Raw genomic sequence first — 16,047 nt, forward strand, 5'->3', positions numbered from 1 at the left:
GGAGTTTTCATCTACCATCTCTTACTGAAGCAAACTCAATACCTGGCTGCTATTCTGATTAGCCTGCGCCAGCATCGACTGGGCAGCCTGCGTGATTACGTTATTCTTGGTATACTCCGTCATTTCCTTGGCCATATTGGCATCGCGGATTACCGACTCTGAGCTCTGCGTATTCTCACTCGCTGTTGTAAGGTTGGAAACCGTATACTCCAACCGGCTCTGCATCGAGCCCACCGTCGTCTGCTGATTCAGCGCCTTCTGCATGGCCAAATCCAGTACGCTGATAGCCGCATTGGCATTCTTCTGCGTGCCGATATTGAGCGTAGAACCATCGACCGCTCTGAGTCCCAAAGCCGTAGCCCGCATATCGGAGAATCCAATCTTGACCGTCTGATTGGACTTCGTACCGATCTGGAATACCAGCGCATTATCCGGCGATGGATCTTCGGCACGAATCGCTTCTGTAAAGTCATTGAGTACAGCATTGGCTGTTTTATTCAGCGTGCCGTCATGATTAATAACATTAATCGTAAGTCCCGAAATCTGACTCTCGATACCTGCAGCTCCCGCTGTAAACAAAAGCGCTGTATTTCCATGGACAGTCGTTACGTCCTCTCCCATCCGGTCTTGCCCAACTATATCGGATAACGTCATTGCCAAAATGTTTGAATCCGGTTTTTTCCCTTCTGCATCCTTACTTAAACCAAACATTTTGCCAAGCTTAGTATTATTTACAGGGTCCAACGTCGTAACATAAGTTTTTCCCTTATAAACATAGGAGAACTCGATTTTACTATCTCCACGAATACCAAGATTGCGACCGGTACTATCCTTAAGGTCTAGCAATTTTGTATTTTCCGTAGCATCTGCAGACAAACTCTCATTCGACAAAACCGTTCTCGTTCCCGGCTCCAACACTTCATTATTATGAGACCCATCGAGCATTACCTTGCCGTTATAGGAAACATTGGCATTTTCGTCGAGCTGGTCGATGGCTTGATCGAGTTCTTTTTGGATAACCGCGCGGTCAGCATCCGTATTCGTATCGTTGGCCGCATTGATAACTTTTTCCTTGAGTGTATTCAAGATGTCCACCGTGCTCTGCAGGCCGCCCTCAGCGACTTTAAGCATGCTGTTGCCAGTCTGGGCATTGTCGACGTCCTGCTCGAGACCATTGATCTGCACGCGCATCTTTTCCGAAATGGCAAAGCCCGAAGCATCATCGGCAGCACCGTTGATCCTCATCCCTGAGGCAACCTTCTTGAGACTCTTTGCCAGCGCTTTATCATTCTTATCCAGCTGATTCAGCGTGTTCTTCGCTGGCATATTGTTCTTTACTACCATAGCCATAATGGCCAACCTCCTTGTTTCCGCTATCTATCACTACAAAGACATCCATATCATCCCCGACATGGATATCAATCTCTTGCTATTTCATGTATCGTAGAAAAAAACGTTTTTCTTAAGCGATTTTCTGCCTTATTTTAAATTTAATCTTTTTCGCCCCAACTGTCAACCTGTCAAGCAAAAACCTCCCCTGCTGGAAAAGGTGAGCGTAAAACGCCCGGATGGGGGTAATAACCTCATCCGCCCCTAGCGGGGCACCTTCCCCAGCGGGGAAGGCTGTAGATTTATTGTAGCAGACTCAATACGTTACTGCCGCTCTGATTAGCCTGGGCAAGCATCGACTGCGCTGCCTGCATCAAGACATTGGACTTGGTATATTCGGTCATCTCCTTGGCCATATTGGCATCGCGGATTGTCGATTCACTGGCCTGCGTCTGTTCCGTCGCCGTGGTAAGATTGGCTGACATGAATTCCATGCGCGCCGACTGTGCACCAAGGGTCGTATTGGCAGCGAGCAGATATTTGATTCCCTGGTTGACGTGTTCGAGGAATTTATTCGCCCGCTCACGCGTTGTCACGCAGTTATTCAAATCCATCGTTACGATATCGGCTGGATACTGCCAGGTATCTTCGAGCCATTTGCGCTGTTTCTCGGCTATCGTGAGATTTTCATAGCCCGCCGGCCATTCTTTCGGATAATCCTTCAATTCCGGCTGGATATTCCAATGCTCTTTCGCATCAGGGAAAATCATCGACAGCGTCGTATTCGGCAATTCAATCATCGTATTCTGACTGCCACGGTCCCAACTCTGAATATGCAGATACTGTTTCGGGTCGTTATAGGGAACGGGAATTTTCCCCGGAATAAAATCGCCCATCAGACCGTTTTTCAAGGTCAAACCACTGCTCTGTTTATACAAGTGCAACTGCCCAGCCGATGCATCATATTTAAACTGCACCGAGTGAATAAGCGCAATCTGGGTGCTGACATCGGAATTGCTGGGCAGGCGCCCAGTGCCCACGCCAGTCGTATCATAGACCGCATTAAACACGGCCGCCTCTAAGTCCTTAGCGGTTTGAACCCCAGCCACACCGATTTTATAGCAAATCGGCTGCCGGCTGCTTGAGTCACTAACCTCAGGGCCAAAACGCGTTGACGAGTAGGAATTCGCATCGAAATAAAACGTCACGAACTGGCTGCAAGCCTGGCATTGCAAAGAAAATCCCTTACCATGCAGATCTGCTGGAATATTCAACGATGCATTGTTAAAAATGCTATCAAAGTCAATAACTATATCATTCGAGCCGTTTGATTCCTTGGGAACACTGTAATCAGCACCACTAGAAGGAATCTGGCTAAGCGCAACGAATCCATCCGGATTTTTCACATACCCGCTGGTCGGCTCAAATACCAGCCCATCTTCCATACGAATCGTTGTCGTACGTTGATTGAGCAGCTGGATGCCATTATAGGTCGTATCCTGCGCCAACAGCTCAATCTGATCCATGGTCTGAGAAGCTTCCTTTTGCAGGATTGCCCGGTCGCTATCGGTATAGGTGTCATCGGAAGCTTTCATCGTTATGGTAAACAGCGTGCGCATCAATTCTACCTGTTTATCGACCGTAGCCGACGCCAAATCCAGCATATTCTTGCCCTTGCTGGCATTGTCATTACACTGGCTGAGCGCCCGGATCTTGGCACGCATTCGCTCGGAAATCGAATACCCGGAGGCATCGTCACCAGCGTTATTGGTTTTCATCCCTGTAGAAACCTTCTGCAATTGCTTACCTAAGGCACTATCGTTTTTTTTGAGCTGGCCTAAGGCCTTCATTGCTCCTCTGTTGTTCCGGATTGTCATCGCCATTGGAAAATCCCTTCTTCCTTCGGTAACCACCCGCTATTGCATCATTGCAATAAACTCAAAACAGCGCTGCTGCTCTGATTAGCCTGCGCCAGCATCGACTGGGCTGCCTGCATCAACACATTATTCTTCGTATAATCGGTCATTTCCCTTGCCATATTGGCATCGCGAATCGTCGACTCGCTAGCCTGTACGTTCTCGCTGGCCGTCGTGAGGTTACTGGCCGTATATTCCATACGGCTCTGCAAAGCGCCAATCGTCGTCTGCTGATCGAGGGCCTTCTCTAACGCGCGGTCAAGAACCGTCATCGTCCGCTTGGCCTCGGCGCGCGTCTCAACACTGAGGTTCTTGCCATCATCACTGCGAAGGCCCAGCGCCGTCGCATGGATATCAGAGAATTGCGCCTGGATATTTTGGTTGGCCTTCGTACCGACCTGGAAGCGGAAACCGCCATCGGGACGTGTGTAGTTTGGCCATTTCACCGTAAGTCCTTGGATTACCGAGGTATCGCTGCCCGGATAGTACCAGAAATTCGGCGATTTACCTTCGATAACCACCTGCTCGGCATTGGCACTCTCACCCATCCAGGCTTTCGATCCCAATGCTGAGCCCGTATCAAAATTATTATCGAAATCAATATCGCAGTATTCCTTGAGGAACTCCTTGGTCGTATGACCAGCTGCTGTATAGTCGGTCAAGTCCTGCTTGAAGCCAGCGATTGCCGCCGCTGCCGAGGAAAAGCCGCCCTTCGAGGCCGCCGCTACGGCTTCATCAAGTGCACTACCGCCTTTTTCGTCTAGCACATTCATAAACCGCGTCATCATATGACCATCATGGCCGCTCTTGGCATTGAGGTAGTGGAAAAGCGCATAGCCCATAGCGTAAGGAACGACGCCATCGCCATTGGCAAATTGCGAATTAACCGTGTCCGGCGTAAGTGCCAACAACACGTTTTTTCTATCCCCTTGGTCATCAATACCATGGATATAGTCCGCCGCACCTTCTTTAATATACTTCGGCAAATTGTTAAAGCCCGTAATATTCGCCGACATCACTGCATGCGTCATCTCATGGGCAATCGTGCGGTCAAGATAGGGATACGAACCAGCCTTGCCGTTTACATCATGTTCGGCCAAGGCATCATAGACATCCATATTGATGGTAAGTTCCAATTTATTCGTCTTACCATCACTGCCAAAATATGAAGTAACATAGGCCAGCGTAGTCGTACCACCAGAGCCACCAGAGCTGCCCCTTTCAAATTTGACGGTCATCTCCCTAACGCTCGTCTCATCCTCCTGGAACGACAGGCCGTAGGCCTCTTTCGCCATTGAGAGCGCACTATCGAGCCACTCGCTGTTCAACGCCTTGATGATGCGCTGTTCGGCGGTGGTACCGGCGTCAGCTGAGCCATCAAAAAGAATCTTGTTGTTGAAGGTGACGCTGGCATTATCATCCACCTGATCGATAGCCTGATTCAGTTCTTTCTGAATGATTGCGCGGTCCGCATCGGTATTCGTGTCATTGGCTGCGTTGATGGCCTTTTCCTTCATGGTCTTTAAGATATCGACCGTCGAGGAAATCGCACCTTCCGCGGTTTTCATCATGCTGATAGCACTCTGCGTATTATCGATGTCCTGATTGAGACCGCGCACCTGCACGCGCATGCGCTCCGAAATCGCATAGCCTGACGCATCATCTGCCGCGCCGTTGATTCTCATACCCGAAGACACCTTCTGCAGGCTCTTGGACAATGCCATGCTGTTCTTATTCAGCGTGCCCAGCGTATTCTGCGCCGCCATGTTGTTCTTGATTACCATTCCCATGATTATTCCTCCATGTAACTACATCAACGAGAGTACCCTGCCGATTACCCTCTGCCATCCTTGCATTTCCGTTTTAATGGGTCTTTTTCTATACGTATATATAATCGAATAAAAGCGATAAAAACTTAAGCGCATTCACGAAAAAATGCTAACAAAAAGCCTTCCCCAAAAGGGAAGGCTATATATGCAGCTGCTTTTACTTGTGCCAGATATGCGCCATGATGTCTTCGTAGACAGCCTCAAGGTGCTGGACAAGCACGCTTAGCATGAGCTGGATCATCTTGCTGTCGAAGGTCTCATCGACAAAGGGCAGGCAGATGTCGAGATAGACCGTGCCGTCCTCGCGCAGGTAGTATTTGAAGATCTTATACTGCGTGTTGAGCTCATTGAGGTAGCTCTTGAGCTCGCTGCGCTTATCCTCCGTGATGCCCGTGATGATCTGGGTGCGGATGACCGTGAAGATGCTCGTGTCGATCAGGATGGCCATCGGCAGGATCTGTCCCTTGGCCTCGATGCGCGAGCGGAAGATGACGGTGGAGTAGTCGTCTTCGACCGACTCGGTGCTGAATACATCGATGTTGTTTTCAATCAGGAATTCCTGGAACTTCAAGGCCTTCTCATTGCTCTCGACGCCTTTGCTGTTTTTCTTTGGCATTTGCTTGTCCCTCGTTTCTGTGCATTATCTTCTCCTATTATAGCATAGCCCTCCGCGCAATCAGCCAAAATATTTTTTCGCATTGCCGTAGCAGATGTCTTCGACCAGCTGCCCAAGCAATGCCGCGTCATCCGGATACTCGCCATTTTCGACGAGACGGCCGATAAAATTGCAAAGGATACGGCGGTAATATTCATGGCGCGCGCATGACAGCACACTGCGGGCATTGCTGGCCATGTTGACCGCACAGCCGAGCAATGACTGATTGGCCATGTGTGCCAGCTGCGCCTTGATGCCATTCTTATCGCCCTGGAAGTTCCACGATGCACCGAGCTGGAGCTTGCCAGCGGCCTCGCTCCCCTGGAACGCGCCGATGACCGAGGCTATCATCGCCCCATCGGCTGGATTGCGCGAGCTCACGATGGTCTTGGGCAGCAGCCCATCCTTGTCGAGTGCGTTCAAGAACTGCGCGAGCTTGGCCCCGCAGCAGCCATCCGTCAGGCAGTCGCCGCCCCTGCCCGGGCCAGCTTCAGCCAGCAACCGGCTGTTGTTGTCACGCAGCACGGCATACTCCAGCTGCATGACCCAGCCACGGCGCGCATACTCCGTCGCAAGGAATACCATGATGGCCGTCTGGAACTGGGCGCGGACCGTCTTCGTCTGCCGTTTGCCCTTGCCATTGATGGTACGGCCCACAATATCGTCGAGCTCAAACTCCTCAGCGATGCAGAAATCCATCACATCCAGCGTATGGTCGGCCGTCCGGCAGCCCAGCGACTCGAAATGATCCATCTGTTTATGCAGGGCATCGCGGATGTCCTGCATCGTGACGATATCGATATCGGCCGCAGCGCCAAGCTCATATTTCATATAGTTTTCCCACTCAGGGGACTCGATGTCCAGCACCTTGTCCGGGCAGAAGATCGGATGCACCAAAGTCTTGCAGCTATCATCCTCCAACATCTTGCGGAACCATTTGAGGTCATCCGCCGGATCGACAATCGTATCGATGCTTTCGACGTCAGCCTTGCGCAGCAGGCCGCGGATCGTGTACTCCGGCTGCTGCAGCTTCTCGTTGCAAAGCGTCCAGATCTCAGCCGCCGTATCGCCGTTCAGCAATGTATCGCAGTCAAAGAACCGCTTGAGCTCCAGCTGCGAGCGCAGGAAGATCGGATTGCCGATAGCCTTGGGCATCGTCTCGGCAAATTTCTGGAACTTCTCATAGTCGCTGGCATCGCCAGTGATGTATCTTTCCTCGACTCCAGCCGCACGCAGCAGACGCCAGGTAGCATCGGCATTGCCGAGCAGCAGGCGCGTGATATTGCGGTAGCTGCTGTCGCTTGCGATATCGGCAGCGCTCAGGCGGCAGCGATAGTCGATGATGGGCTGGTTCTCCGCATGCTCATGATAGAGCCGGCTGGCTGTTTCGGTCTGTAGCAGGAAATCTTTGTCCATAAACTTTTTCATTTCGATCCTCCTCTGTTGGTAAAATAACTGAAAACTATGACTATTATTCCGTATTCATTTTACCATGATTCGTCGCAATTGTCGAGACTTTTCAGACAGATGTGAACTATTTTTCTTCCCTGCGCCGCCATAAGCTGTGCTATAATGAGCTTGAGAAAATATTCACGAAAGGATTATTCTATGGCTATCATCTTATTCTTACTGCTCGGCCTGTTCGTCGGCATCTTCGGCACGCTCGTCGGCATCGGCGGCGGCCTTATCTGCGTACCGGTCTTCATCTTCTTCATGTCCGACGGCGGCATCTATCCGTACTTCCATACGGCGGCCCAGATCACGGGCACCTCGCTCTTCGTCGTACTTGCCAACGCCGTCTCGGGCACGCTGGCTTATATCCGGCAGAAACGCGTCTTCTTCCGGGCGGCGGTCCCCTTTGCGGCGGCGACACTGCCCGGTGCCTTTATGGGCTCGTATATCGTCAATTCTTTCAGCGCCCCGCAGCTCGACCTCTACTACGGCCTGTTCATGCTCTGCATGGCCTGCATCATGTTCTGGAACACGACCCATAAGCCGCCCGCTGACATCCACGAGATCCCGGAAGGCTTCCAGTTCAGCCAGTGGATTGGCGTAGTCTCCAGCTTCGGCGTCGGCTTCATCTCCAGCATCTTTGGCATCGGCGGCGGCGTCATCCACGTACCACTGATGATCTATCTGCTGGGCTTTCCCGTGCATGTGGCAACAGCCACCTCGCATTTCGTGCTGGCCTGCTCTTCGGCCTTCGGTGTCGTCTCGCATTTCCTGCTCGACCACATCATCTGGCTGCCAGCCATCTGCATCGCCACGGGTGCCGCCATCGGCGCACAGATCGGTGCGAAGATCTCACAAAAAACAAAGTCCAAGGTAATCCTTGGACTGCTGTCACTGGCGATGTTCGCCCTCGGTATCCGCTTGATCCTCCTGGGCAGTACCCACTAAGGCCAGCACCCGCGCAGGATGTGCACATGCCTCGTGCACGAAGTCCTCGAGGTATTCCGGAAATATCATCTGCACCTCGCAGAGCTTCTTTAGCTCCGCGAGGTTTTTTTGCGTATCGACGCCATACTCGATGCGATGCAGCAGACGCGCAAGCTCCTTGCGCGTCCCCCTTTCATAAAGCCCCTTGAGATTGGCGACACTGGCGGTGCTGCGGCATGCCTCCACCAGCCACTTGCCCGTGCTGAGGTCATGGCTGAAATCCTCAAAGCCCTGCGCCGCCCAAGCCTCGCCTGCCGCCAGGTCATCATCCTGCATGCCGGGCAGGAAGTTGATTTCCTTGAACACAGCATCGTCAAGGATGCGGACAATCTCCGTCTTGGCATAGAGATGCTTGTCGCGCACCGGGAACAGCCCCTGGCGCAGCTGTGCCAGCACTCCCTGATAGCGGATATTCAGATAAGCCGTATAGAGCGTGCCGACATCGGTGAGCTTGCGGCTGATGTCCATCAAGGTATCGTAGAGCTCCCAAGCCTCGGTAAGCACCGGCTCGGCCAGGACAAAGTCAAAGCTCTCCTCGGCAAAGGGCAGCCGCTGCTGGCGATAGTCAAGGATGTGCCAGTCGATGCCCAGTCCCGCCAGTGCAGGCAGCTCTGCCGCTTCCTCATGACGCGTGACTACCGTGAGGGACGCCTGCGGATAAAGCTCCCGCAGCCTCCCCAGATGCTCCAAGCTTTCGATGACCAGCCAGCGGCAGTGCTCCGGGCTGCCGACCAGGAAATCGGTAATATCATGTTTCAAGGAATCTTCCTCCTCCGCTCAAGATTGCCTCGGCAAAGGCAGCACAGTACGTCTGGGAAGCCAGCAGCGGCGACTGCTCCAGCTCGCTCCGCAGGCATAGCTGCTGGCGCTCCAAGCCCGCACGGTCGACTGCCAGCTGCAGGGCCAGCTTGATATACTCATCCGCATCTGCCGCTATCCACTCCGCATGGCCAGCGGCAGCCAGAATACTGGCACTGAGGCGCGCACTATGATGGTCGCCGCGCAGGGCGATGACCGGCACACCCATATAGAGCGCCGTCGCCGTCGCCGCTCCGCCCGGGTACGGGAACGTATCGAGCATGATGTCGACTTGCTGGTAATCCTCAAGATAACGGTCGCTGCCGATGCGCACCTCGACGCGCTCCATCGGCAGATCGGCGTTCTCCAGCCGCCTTTCCAGCACAGCCCGCCGCTCCAGCAGCCGCGTCGTGTCCTGCACGACCAGACGGCTATCGGGAAGATTCTCCAGGATATGGCGCCAGGCATCCATGACCGAGCGATTGATCTTCATGAAATTCTGATAGCAGCCAAAGACAATCCCCGCCCGCTGCCGCGGTGCGCGCCGGATGCCCTGCATGGCAGGCGAAGGCGTGAAGCAGAAGCCGCTCGGCAGCCGCAAGAGCTGCTCGGTGAAGCGATACTCCGTACCAGCAGGATCCATCTCGCCATCGGTAAGGAACGCATCGACGGCTGGCAGCCCCGTGGTATCGAACCAGCCAATGCCGCAAAGCTGCCAAGGCGCGGGGCGCTGGGCCAAGATCATAAGCCCCATGCCCCCTGCCGAGTGTCCGCCCAGATCTATGAGCACATCAATCTCATCCCAGCGGATCATCTCAGCCTGCTGGCGCAAGCTCTGTCCCGCCAAGCAGCGATAGGTGAGCCCCGTCGCCTGCAAACGGCGCGTAAAGTCATCCTCACTGTCCTGCAAAGCATAGGCGTAGACCGCAAAGCAGCGCGCATCCAGTCCCGTCAGCAGGCATTCGTAGAACCTGGCCGACGAGGAATCCCGGAAATCCGGCGCCAGGAAACCAATGCGCAGCCGCGCATGATCCATATTCTCCCGCGGCGGCAAAAGCTCCGTATCGCGATACAGCCCTTGATAGACCTGATGCTGGGCAAACAAGTCATCGGCAGGGATTCCCGGCAGATAGTGCAGGGCAAACAGATAATTCGAGAAATGCTCGCGCTGGCTGCGCAGGTACTTATCGGCCTGCGCAGCATTGTTATAAGCCGCCGCCGCTCCCTCAGCATCCGCCAGGTCATGGAACACCGCACCATAGAGCTCATGGACGCGCCACATCTCATCCTCCGGCACCAGCCCCTCCTCCCGCAAGGAATCCAGTGCCTGCCGCGCCTGACTCGTCCGCCCCCGCGCCAACATCTGCTGGATCTCCTCCAGCCGCGTCATCCAAAAATCCATCATATAAGTTCACCTTTCAAAGAGTAAAATTGCAGTTTGACGGGTTAGTTCCAGCCTTCCCCTTACCGAGGGGAAGGTGGGCGCGAAGCGCTCGGATGAGGTGTATGCGTCCGTATGGAATCCCGATACTACGAAGCGCGGGGTTCACGGGGTAGTGCTTTTTCTGTTTCCGCAAGTTTGTACGAACCGTCGCTCCCGTTACAAGCACATCGATGTAATTCGTAACCTATAGCCGAAACAGAGCAAATTTATCCAAACCTAGCAGAGGGCGGGGGCGGGTACACTTTCTTCGTAGCGGAAGCGACTGCCCGAACGCCGTGAGGGATGGCCCGCAATAAATGCTATCTAGAACGACACGATGTATTGGCGTGCCGCCGGCCTGCCCGGCACATGTTGCTAGATACGTACGAAAGCATCCGCGCGGGTCATTTAGCGGGAGCAGAGAAAAAGTGCACCCGCCCCCGCCCAAGCTGAGCTCTTCCAAGTTTATTTTAAGCACGCACTCACCGACAAACTGCAATTTATTTTATTGTATTGTAAAATATGCGATTTCTGGTGGGCAGCCTATGCGGCAGGGGAACCAGCTGCCGTTGCCGCTATGCACGTACCCGTAGCTCGTCCCTTTCTTCACCAGCCCGCGATTGTACTTGAATACTGGGAAAAGCGGCAGTCCCAGCACACCGAACTGACAGCCATGCGTATGTCCTGTGAGCGTCAGCAGCACACCAGCTGCAGCCGCATCATCGATGAACTCGGGATGATGCGCAAGCAGGATAGTGCGCGGCCGCTCCTCTGCCGGGATATCCGCCAGCGCATTTTCCGTAAACTTTGCCTTGAGCTGCTGGAATTTCTTCTCCTCACGCAGCATGGGATAGTCCACACCTGCCAGCCAGAAATCACGCCCCGGCACCTTGACCGCCTTGTTGTAGAGCGCATGGACACGCGTCTTCGCCAAATCCGCCTGGATTTTCTCCACGCCACGGAAATGTTCGTGATTGCCCAGGCAAAACCAGATGCCATCGGGAAACGCATCCACAAAATCCTCCAGCACCCTAGCCGCACCAGGATTCAGCCTCTCATCGTCAAAGAGATCCCCCGTTATCACCAGCATGTCAGGGCCATCAGCCGCGATGCGCGCAAGCAGCTGCCGCAAATCTTCATTATCGAAGAATCGCCCCAGATGCACATCACTGATTTGCGCCAGGCGAAATCCGGCAGGAAAGCCGCCAGCTTCCGCCTTTATCGTATAGCGGTTGTCCACCGTATGGCATCGCTCATACTGGCTGCCATACGTGCCTGCCGCCACGAGCCCTACCGGATAAGCCGCCGCTTTTTTGAGGAAACGGCGCCGGTCGGTATCCAGCGGAATTTTCATCGCCCGCCGCCAGATGATGGCCCCCGGTATCACGAGCAATACCAGCACCAGCGCACCGATGAACACGACCCAAAACATCTTTATCATAACTTATCCCCTTTTTCTGCTACTATTATATATACTACGATTATGCGCGATTCCCCTGTAAACAAGCAGAAAAAAATAGAACCGGCAAGGCCGATTCCATAACCATCAACAAAACATTACAATATAATCACGACATAAAATTATGCCAAGCCACGTAGGTGCGCATTCTCCGCCTGCCGTTCCCGGTAATACCAGCGGATTGAATTGCCAATAGCACAGCGTACTGCGTCAAGTTCTCCTGCCAGCGCCAGTTTGCGCAGCCGGTTGACGTCAAAGCCATTGACAGACAAGTAACTTGCAGAAAGGAAACCTCCTCGTTTCAAGATTTTGCGATAACTCGCGCTGTCACGACGGTCCATTTCAATGTTCTTGATAGCCATAAATAATCCCCCCATAGTTTTGGTATGAAGTCTATTTACATGCTCCCCTAATGGCACCTATATTATAACACACAAATGTAAAGTTGTATACCACATCTTGGGGAAAACCGATTTTCGCCTACTATATGCGGCTCGAAACCGTCCTGCGCAGTGTTTTTTCCCTAAGCACTGTGATTCTATTCGCTTTTATTATATAATATAACTGTTACATGTATAGTATTTTTTTAGGAGGTTTATCTATGCTGACCGCACAAAGTCAAGAGTATCCACTCTCTGCCGAGCTGCAGGCCAAGATCGATCTGGTACTCGAGTCACATGACAACGACCCTACCCAGATTGTCGGCATCCTGCTTGAAGTGCAGGAGCTCAACGAACGCCATTACGTCCCCGAGCCCACCGCCTACTATCTGGCAGACCGGCTCGGCCTGCCTGTCACGAATGTATTTGACTGCTTGAACTTCTACAGCGAGCTTTCCTCCAAGCCGCGTGCCAAATACCCAATCCAGGTCTGCAGTTCGCCGGCCTGCCGTGTCAACGTCATCGACACCAAACGGCTTTTAGAGACGCTTGAGCGCCTGCTCGACATCAAGATTGGCGAGACAACCTACGATGGACGCTTCACGCTCGAGACAACGACCTGCTATGGCGCCTGCGACCGCGCGCCATCCGTACGCATCAACGGCCAGATTTATGACCATCTCGACTCGCAGGAAAAGATCGAGGCCCTGCTGCGTTCGCTTACCTAAGCTGGAGGAAAATGATATGAGCAAGACAATCCGGTTCCTGACCAGGAACTTTGGCCAGTACGATACCTCATCCATTGGCTCTTATATGAAGATTGGCGGCTTTGAGGCCCTGCGCCAGGCCGTGAATATGGACCCTGAGGAAATCTGTGAGATGCTTTCGGACGCCAAGATACGCGGCCGTGGCGGTGCCGAGTACCCGCTCGGCCGCAAATGGCATCAGGCCCGTGCGGTACGCGGCGAGAACAAAGTCGTCGTCTGCAATGCTGACGAAGGCGAGACAACGACCTTCAAGGACCGCGCCCTAATCCAGAACGACCCGTTTAACCTCATCGAAGCGCTGATTATCGCAGGCTTCGTCTGCGGCGCGACCGATGGCTATATCTATATGCGCGCAGAGTACGCCTGCCTGCGCCCGCTGCTCTTGAACGCCATCCGTCAGGCCAAGAACTACGGTTTTCTCGGCGATAATATTCTCGGCAAGGACTTCAATTTCAACCTGCACCTCTACTCTGGCGGTGGTGCCTATGTCTGCGGCGAAGGCACGGCGCTGATCCGCTCCATCGAGGGCAAGGCTGGCCGCCCGCGCATGAAACCGCCATTCATCAAGGTCAGCGGCCTTTTCGCTCGCCCGACCTGCCTCAATAACGTCGAAAGCCTCTCGATTGTCCCGCATCTCTTGATGGACAAGGACGGCGTCTATGCCTCCTGTGGCTCGGGCGAATCGATTGGCACCAAGATGATTTCGGTTGCCGGCAATGTCAACAATCCCGGGGTCTTCGAGATTCCCTTCGGCACGACCATCCGCGAAATCATCTACAATCTTGCTGGCGGCATACAGCACGACCGCGAGATCCAGCTGATCCAATTCGGTGGGGCCTCGGGCAAGATTGCCGACGCCTCCATTCTCGATACGCCCTATACCTACGACGACCTGCGTGCCGCTGGCGTCATGGTCGGCTCTGGCGGCCTGCTGGTCATCGACAAACGCACAAGCGTCATCGATTTTTTGCGCATGAACCAGGAATTCTTCTCCGAGGAGAGCTGCGGTCAGTGCACGCCCTGCCGTGAAGGCAATCTGCACATCAAGATCATCCTCGACAAGATTGCCAATCACACGGCTACCGCTGAAGACATCCGTATCATGGCCACGATTGCCCGCGTCATGAGCATGTCCTCACTCTGCGGCCTTGGCGAAACCGCGCAGAACACCCTGCAGTCAGCCATGCTGACTTTCCCAGAAGTATTTGACGTCGGAGGTAACGCATGATGACGGCTGAAAACGAAAGCAAAGAAATCCCGATGGTGCATCTGACCATCAACAATATCCCCATCGAAGTGCCGCAGGGCACGAAAATCATGCAGGCTGCGGCAAAGCTCGGCATCGACATCCCGCATCTCTGCTACCACGAAGACCAGCGCATCAAGGCTCACTGCCGTCTCTGCTCGGTCGAAGTCGTCGGCAAGCGGCGTCTGCTCGCTGCCTGCTCGACGGAGGTCTGGGAAGGCATGGAAGTCCATACCGACACACAGATTGTCCGCGATACCCAGGTATCGATCCTGCAGCTTATGCTCGCCAACCATCATAGAGACTGCCTGAGCTGCCCGCGCAACCAGAACTGCGACCTCCAGCGCCTCTGCAGCCGCTTCAACATCCTTGAATCCCCGCTGCCCAGCGTCGTCAAGGAGGAGCCGCGCATCGAAACAAATCCTTCCATCGTACGCGATCCAGCAAAATGCATCCGCTGCGGCCGCTGCATCCGCGCCTGCAAGGACGTACAGGGCATTGCGGCGCTGACCTATGCCGGCCGCTCCAGCGACATCGTCGTCACGACGGCTTTCAACAAGCCGATGGAAGCCACCGACTGCATCCTCTGCGGCCAATGCAGCCTCGTCTGCCCAACCGGTGCTATCGTCGAAAAAGACGATACCACAAAGGTACTTGACGCCCTGCAGGACCCACAGAAACACGTCATCGTGCAGGTTGCCCCCTCGGTACGCGTCGCTCTCGGCGATGCCTTTGGCCTCGAGCCTGGTGCCATCGTCACCGGCCAGATGGTCACGGCACTCAAGCTGCTCGGCTTTGACCGCGTATTCGATACGAATTTCGGTGCCGACCTTACCATCATGGAAGAGGGCGCCGAATTCCTTGACCGTCTGCAAAATGGCGGCCTCCTGCCGATGATGACCTCCTGCAGCCCTGGCTGGGTCAACTATATGGAAAAGCATTTCCCCGACTGCATCGGTCACCTTTCCTCGGCAAAATCGCCAATGAGCATGTTCGGTGCCATTGCCAAGACCTACTATGCTGAAAAAGCCGACATCGATGTCAAAGACATCGTCACGGTATCGGTCATGCCCTGCACGGCCAAGAAATTCGAAGCTGCCCGCCCCGAAATGGGCCGCAACGGGCAGCAGGATGTCGACATCGTGCTGACAACCCGCGAGCTCATCAAACTCATCAAATACGTCGGCCTGCGGCTGCGCCAGCTGCCCGAAAGCGGCTTTGACAGCCCGCTCGGGCTCGCGACTGGCGCCGGTGCCATCTTCGGTGCTACCGGTGGCGTCATGGAAGCAGCTCTGCGCACGGTCTACGAAAAACTCACGGGCCAGACGCTCGAAAAGCTCGAATTCACCGAAGTCCGTGGCTTCGAGGGCATCAAGGAATGCGCCATCGACATCAATGGTCGCACCATCCGCATCTGCGTCGCCCATACGCTGCGCAATGCCCGCCGCATCATGGAACAAGTCCAGCAGGGCACCAGCCCCTATGACTTCATCGAAATCATGGCCTGCCCAGGCGGCTGCATCGGTGGCGGCGGCCAGCCCATCGGTACGACCAACGCCATCCGCAAAAAGCGCATGGCCGCCCTCTACGAGATCGACCGCAGCCTGCCGCTGCGCAAATCGCACGACAACCCCGAAATCCAGACCCTTTACAAAGAATTCCTCGGCGAGCCACTAGGCGAAAAAGCCCACGAACTCCTGCATACCACCTATCACAAGGTCAGTAAGCCATACGAATTCTGACACAAAATAACATAACAAATTGCAGTTTATCTGTCCGTACGTGGTTAAAACAAACTCGGTACAA

General features: G+C 54.2%; 13 protein-coding genes. 4 read left to right on the top strand and 9 right to left on the bottom strand.

Annotated features, from left to right (window positions below):
• Window positions 1-21: 21 nt before the first annotated feature.
• The 5 genes from FZ041_RS06815 to uxaC form a co-directional block, all read right to left on the bottom strand.
• Window positions 22-1,350: a flagellin N-terminal helical domain-containing protein gene (locus tag FZ041_RS06815; RefSeq protein WP_149189029.1), complete on the bottom strand. Its 1,329-nt coding sequence runs from the start codon at window positions 1,348-1,350 to the stop codon at window positions 22-24.
• 281 nt (window positions 1,351-1,631) lie between these two features.
• Window positions 1,632-3,212: a flagellin family protein gene (locus FZ041_RS06820; RefSeq protein ID WP_369407316.1), complete on the bottom strand. Its 1,581-nt coding sequence runs from the start codon at window positions 3,210-3,212 to the stop codon at window positions 1,632-1,634.
• 41 nt (window positions 3,213-3,253) lie between these two features.
• Window positions 3,254-5,035, bottom strand: coding sequence for a flagellinolysin (locus FZ041_RS06825; RefSeq protein ID WP_149189030.1), 1,782 nt, complete (start codon window positions 5,033-5,035; stop codon window positions 3,254-3,256).
• Window positions 5,036-5,231: 196 nt separating this feature from the next.
• Window positions 5,232-5,690, bottom strand: a complete 459-nt coding sequence (locus FZ041_RS06830) for a type III secretion system chaperone family protein (protein WP_149189031.1) — start codon at window positions 5,688-5,690, stop codon at window positions 5,232-5,234.
• A gap of 60 nt (window positions 5,691-5,750) precedes the next feature.
• Window positions 5,751-7,157 (bottom strand): glucuronate isomerase, encoded by a 1,407-nt coding sequence (gene uxaC / locus FZ041_RS06835; RefSeq protein WP_149189032.1) that lies wholly within the window; start codon window positions 7,155-7,157, stop codon window positions 5,751-5,753.
• Window positions 7,158-7,337: 180 nt separating this feature from the next.
• Between uxaC and FZ041_RS06840 the strand changes: the two genes are divergently transcribed.
• Window positions 7,338-8,129 carry a sulfite exporter TauE/SafE family protein gene (locus tag FZ041_RS06840; protein WP_149189033.1) on the top strand — a complete coding sequence of 264 codons (792 nt, stop codon included), beginning with the start codon at window positions 7,338-7,340 and terminating at the stop codon, window positions 8,127-8,129.
• Here the strand turns inward: FZ041_RS06840 and FZ041_RS06845 are convergent.
• The 4 genes from FZ041_RS06845 to FZ041_RS06860 all read right to left on the bottom strand — a co-directional run bounded on the left by FZ041_RS06845 (window position 8,073) and on the right by FZ041_RS06860 (window position 12,210).
• The gene (locus FZ041_RS06845; RefSeq protein ID WP_149189034.1) at window positions 8,073-8,927 is read right to left on the bottom strand and encodes a class I SAM-dependent methyltransferase; all 855 of its coding nucleotides are present in this window, start codon (window positions 8,925-8,927) and stop codon (window positions 8,073-8,075) included. The genes FZ041_RS06840 and FZ041_RS06845 overlap by 57 nt on opposite strands.
• Window positions 8,917-10,371 carry an O-linked N-acetylglucosamine transferase, SPINDLY family protein gene (locus FZ041_RS06850; RefSeq protein ID WP_149189035.1) on the bottom strand — a complete coding sequence of 485 codons (1,455 nt, stop codon included), beginning with the start codon at window positions 10,369-10,371 and terminating at the stop codon, window positions 8,917-8,919. Before FZ041_RS06850 ends, FZ041_RS06845 begins: the two co-directional genes overlap by 11 nt.
• 523 nt (window positions 10,372-10,894) lie before the next feature.
• Complete coding sequence (locus FZ041_RS06855; RefSeq protein WP_149189036.1) at window positions 10,895-11,830, bottom strand: metallophosphoesterase; 936 nt, start codon at window positions 11,828-11,830, stop codon at window positions 10,895-10,897.
• Window positions 11,831-11,970: 140 nt separating this feature from the next.
• Window positions 11,971-12,210, bottom strand: coding sequence for a hypothetical protein (locus tag FZ041_RS06860; RefSeq protein WP_033171335.1), 240 nt, complete (start codon window positions 12,208-12,210; stop codon window positions 11,971-11,973).
• 239 nt (window positions 12,211-12,449) lie between these two features.
• Here FZ041_RS06860 and FZ041_RS06865 point away from each other — a divergent pair, with 239 nt between their 5' ends.
• The 3 genes from FZ041_RS06865 to FZ041_RS06875 are packed head-to-tail and all read left to right on the top strand — an operon-like array spanning window position 12,450 to window position 15,983.
• On the top strand, window positions 12,450-12,956 hold the full coding sequence (locus tag FZ041_RS06865; protein WP_149189037.1) for an NADH-quinone oxidoreductase subunit NuoE family protein: 507 nt from the start codon (window positions 12,450-12,452) through the stop codon (window positions 12,954-12,956).
• Window positions 12,957-12,972: 16 nt separating this feature from the next.
• Window positions 12,973-14,223 (top strand): complex I 51 kDa subunit family protein, encoded by a 1,251-nt coding sequence (locus FZ041_RS06870; RefSeq protein WP_149189038.1) that lies wholly within the window; start codon window positions 12,973-12,975, stop codon window positions 14,221-14,223.
• A complete protein-coding gene (locus FZ041_RS06875) occupies window positions 14,223-15,983 on the top strand; it encodes an NADH-dependent [FeFe] hydrogenase, group A6 (RefSeq protein WP_149189043.1) in 1,761 nt (586 codons plus the stop codon). Before FZ041_RS06870 ends, FZ041_RS06875 begins: the two co-directional genes overlap by 1 nt.
• Window positions 15,984-16,047: the final 64 nt, after the last annotated feature.

Source organism: Pseudoselenomonas caprae, from assembly GCF_008271345.1.
In the GTDB taxonomy this organism is placed as follows: domain Bacteria; phylum Bacillota; class Negativicutes; order Selenomonadales; family Selenomonadaceae; genus Selenomonas_A; species Selenomonas_A caprae.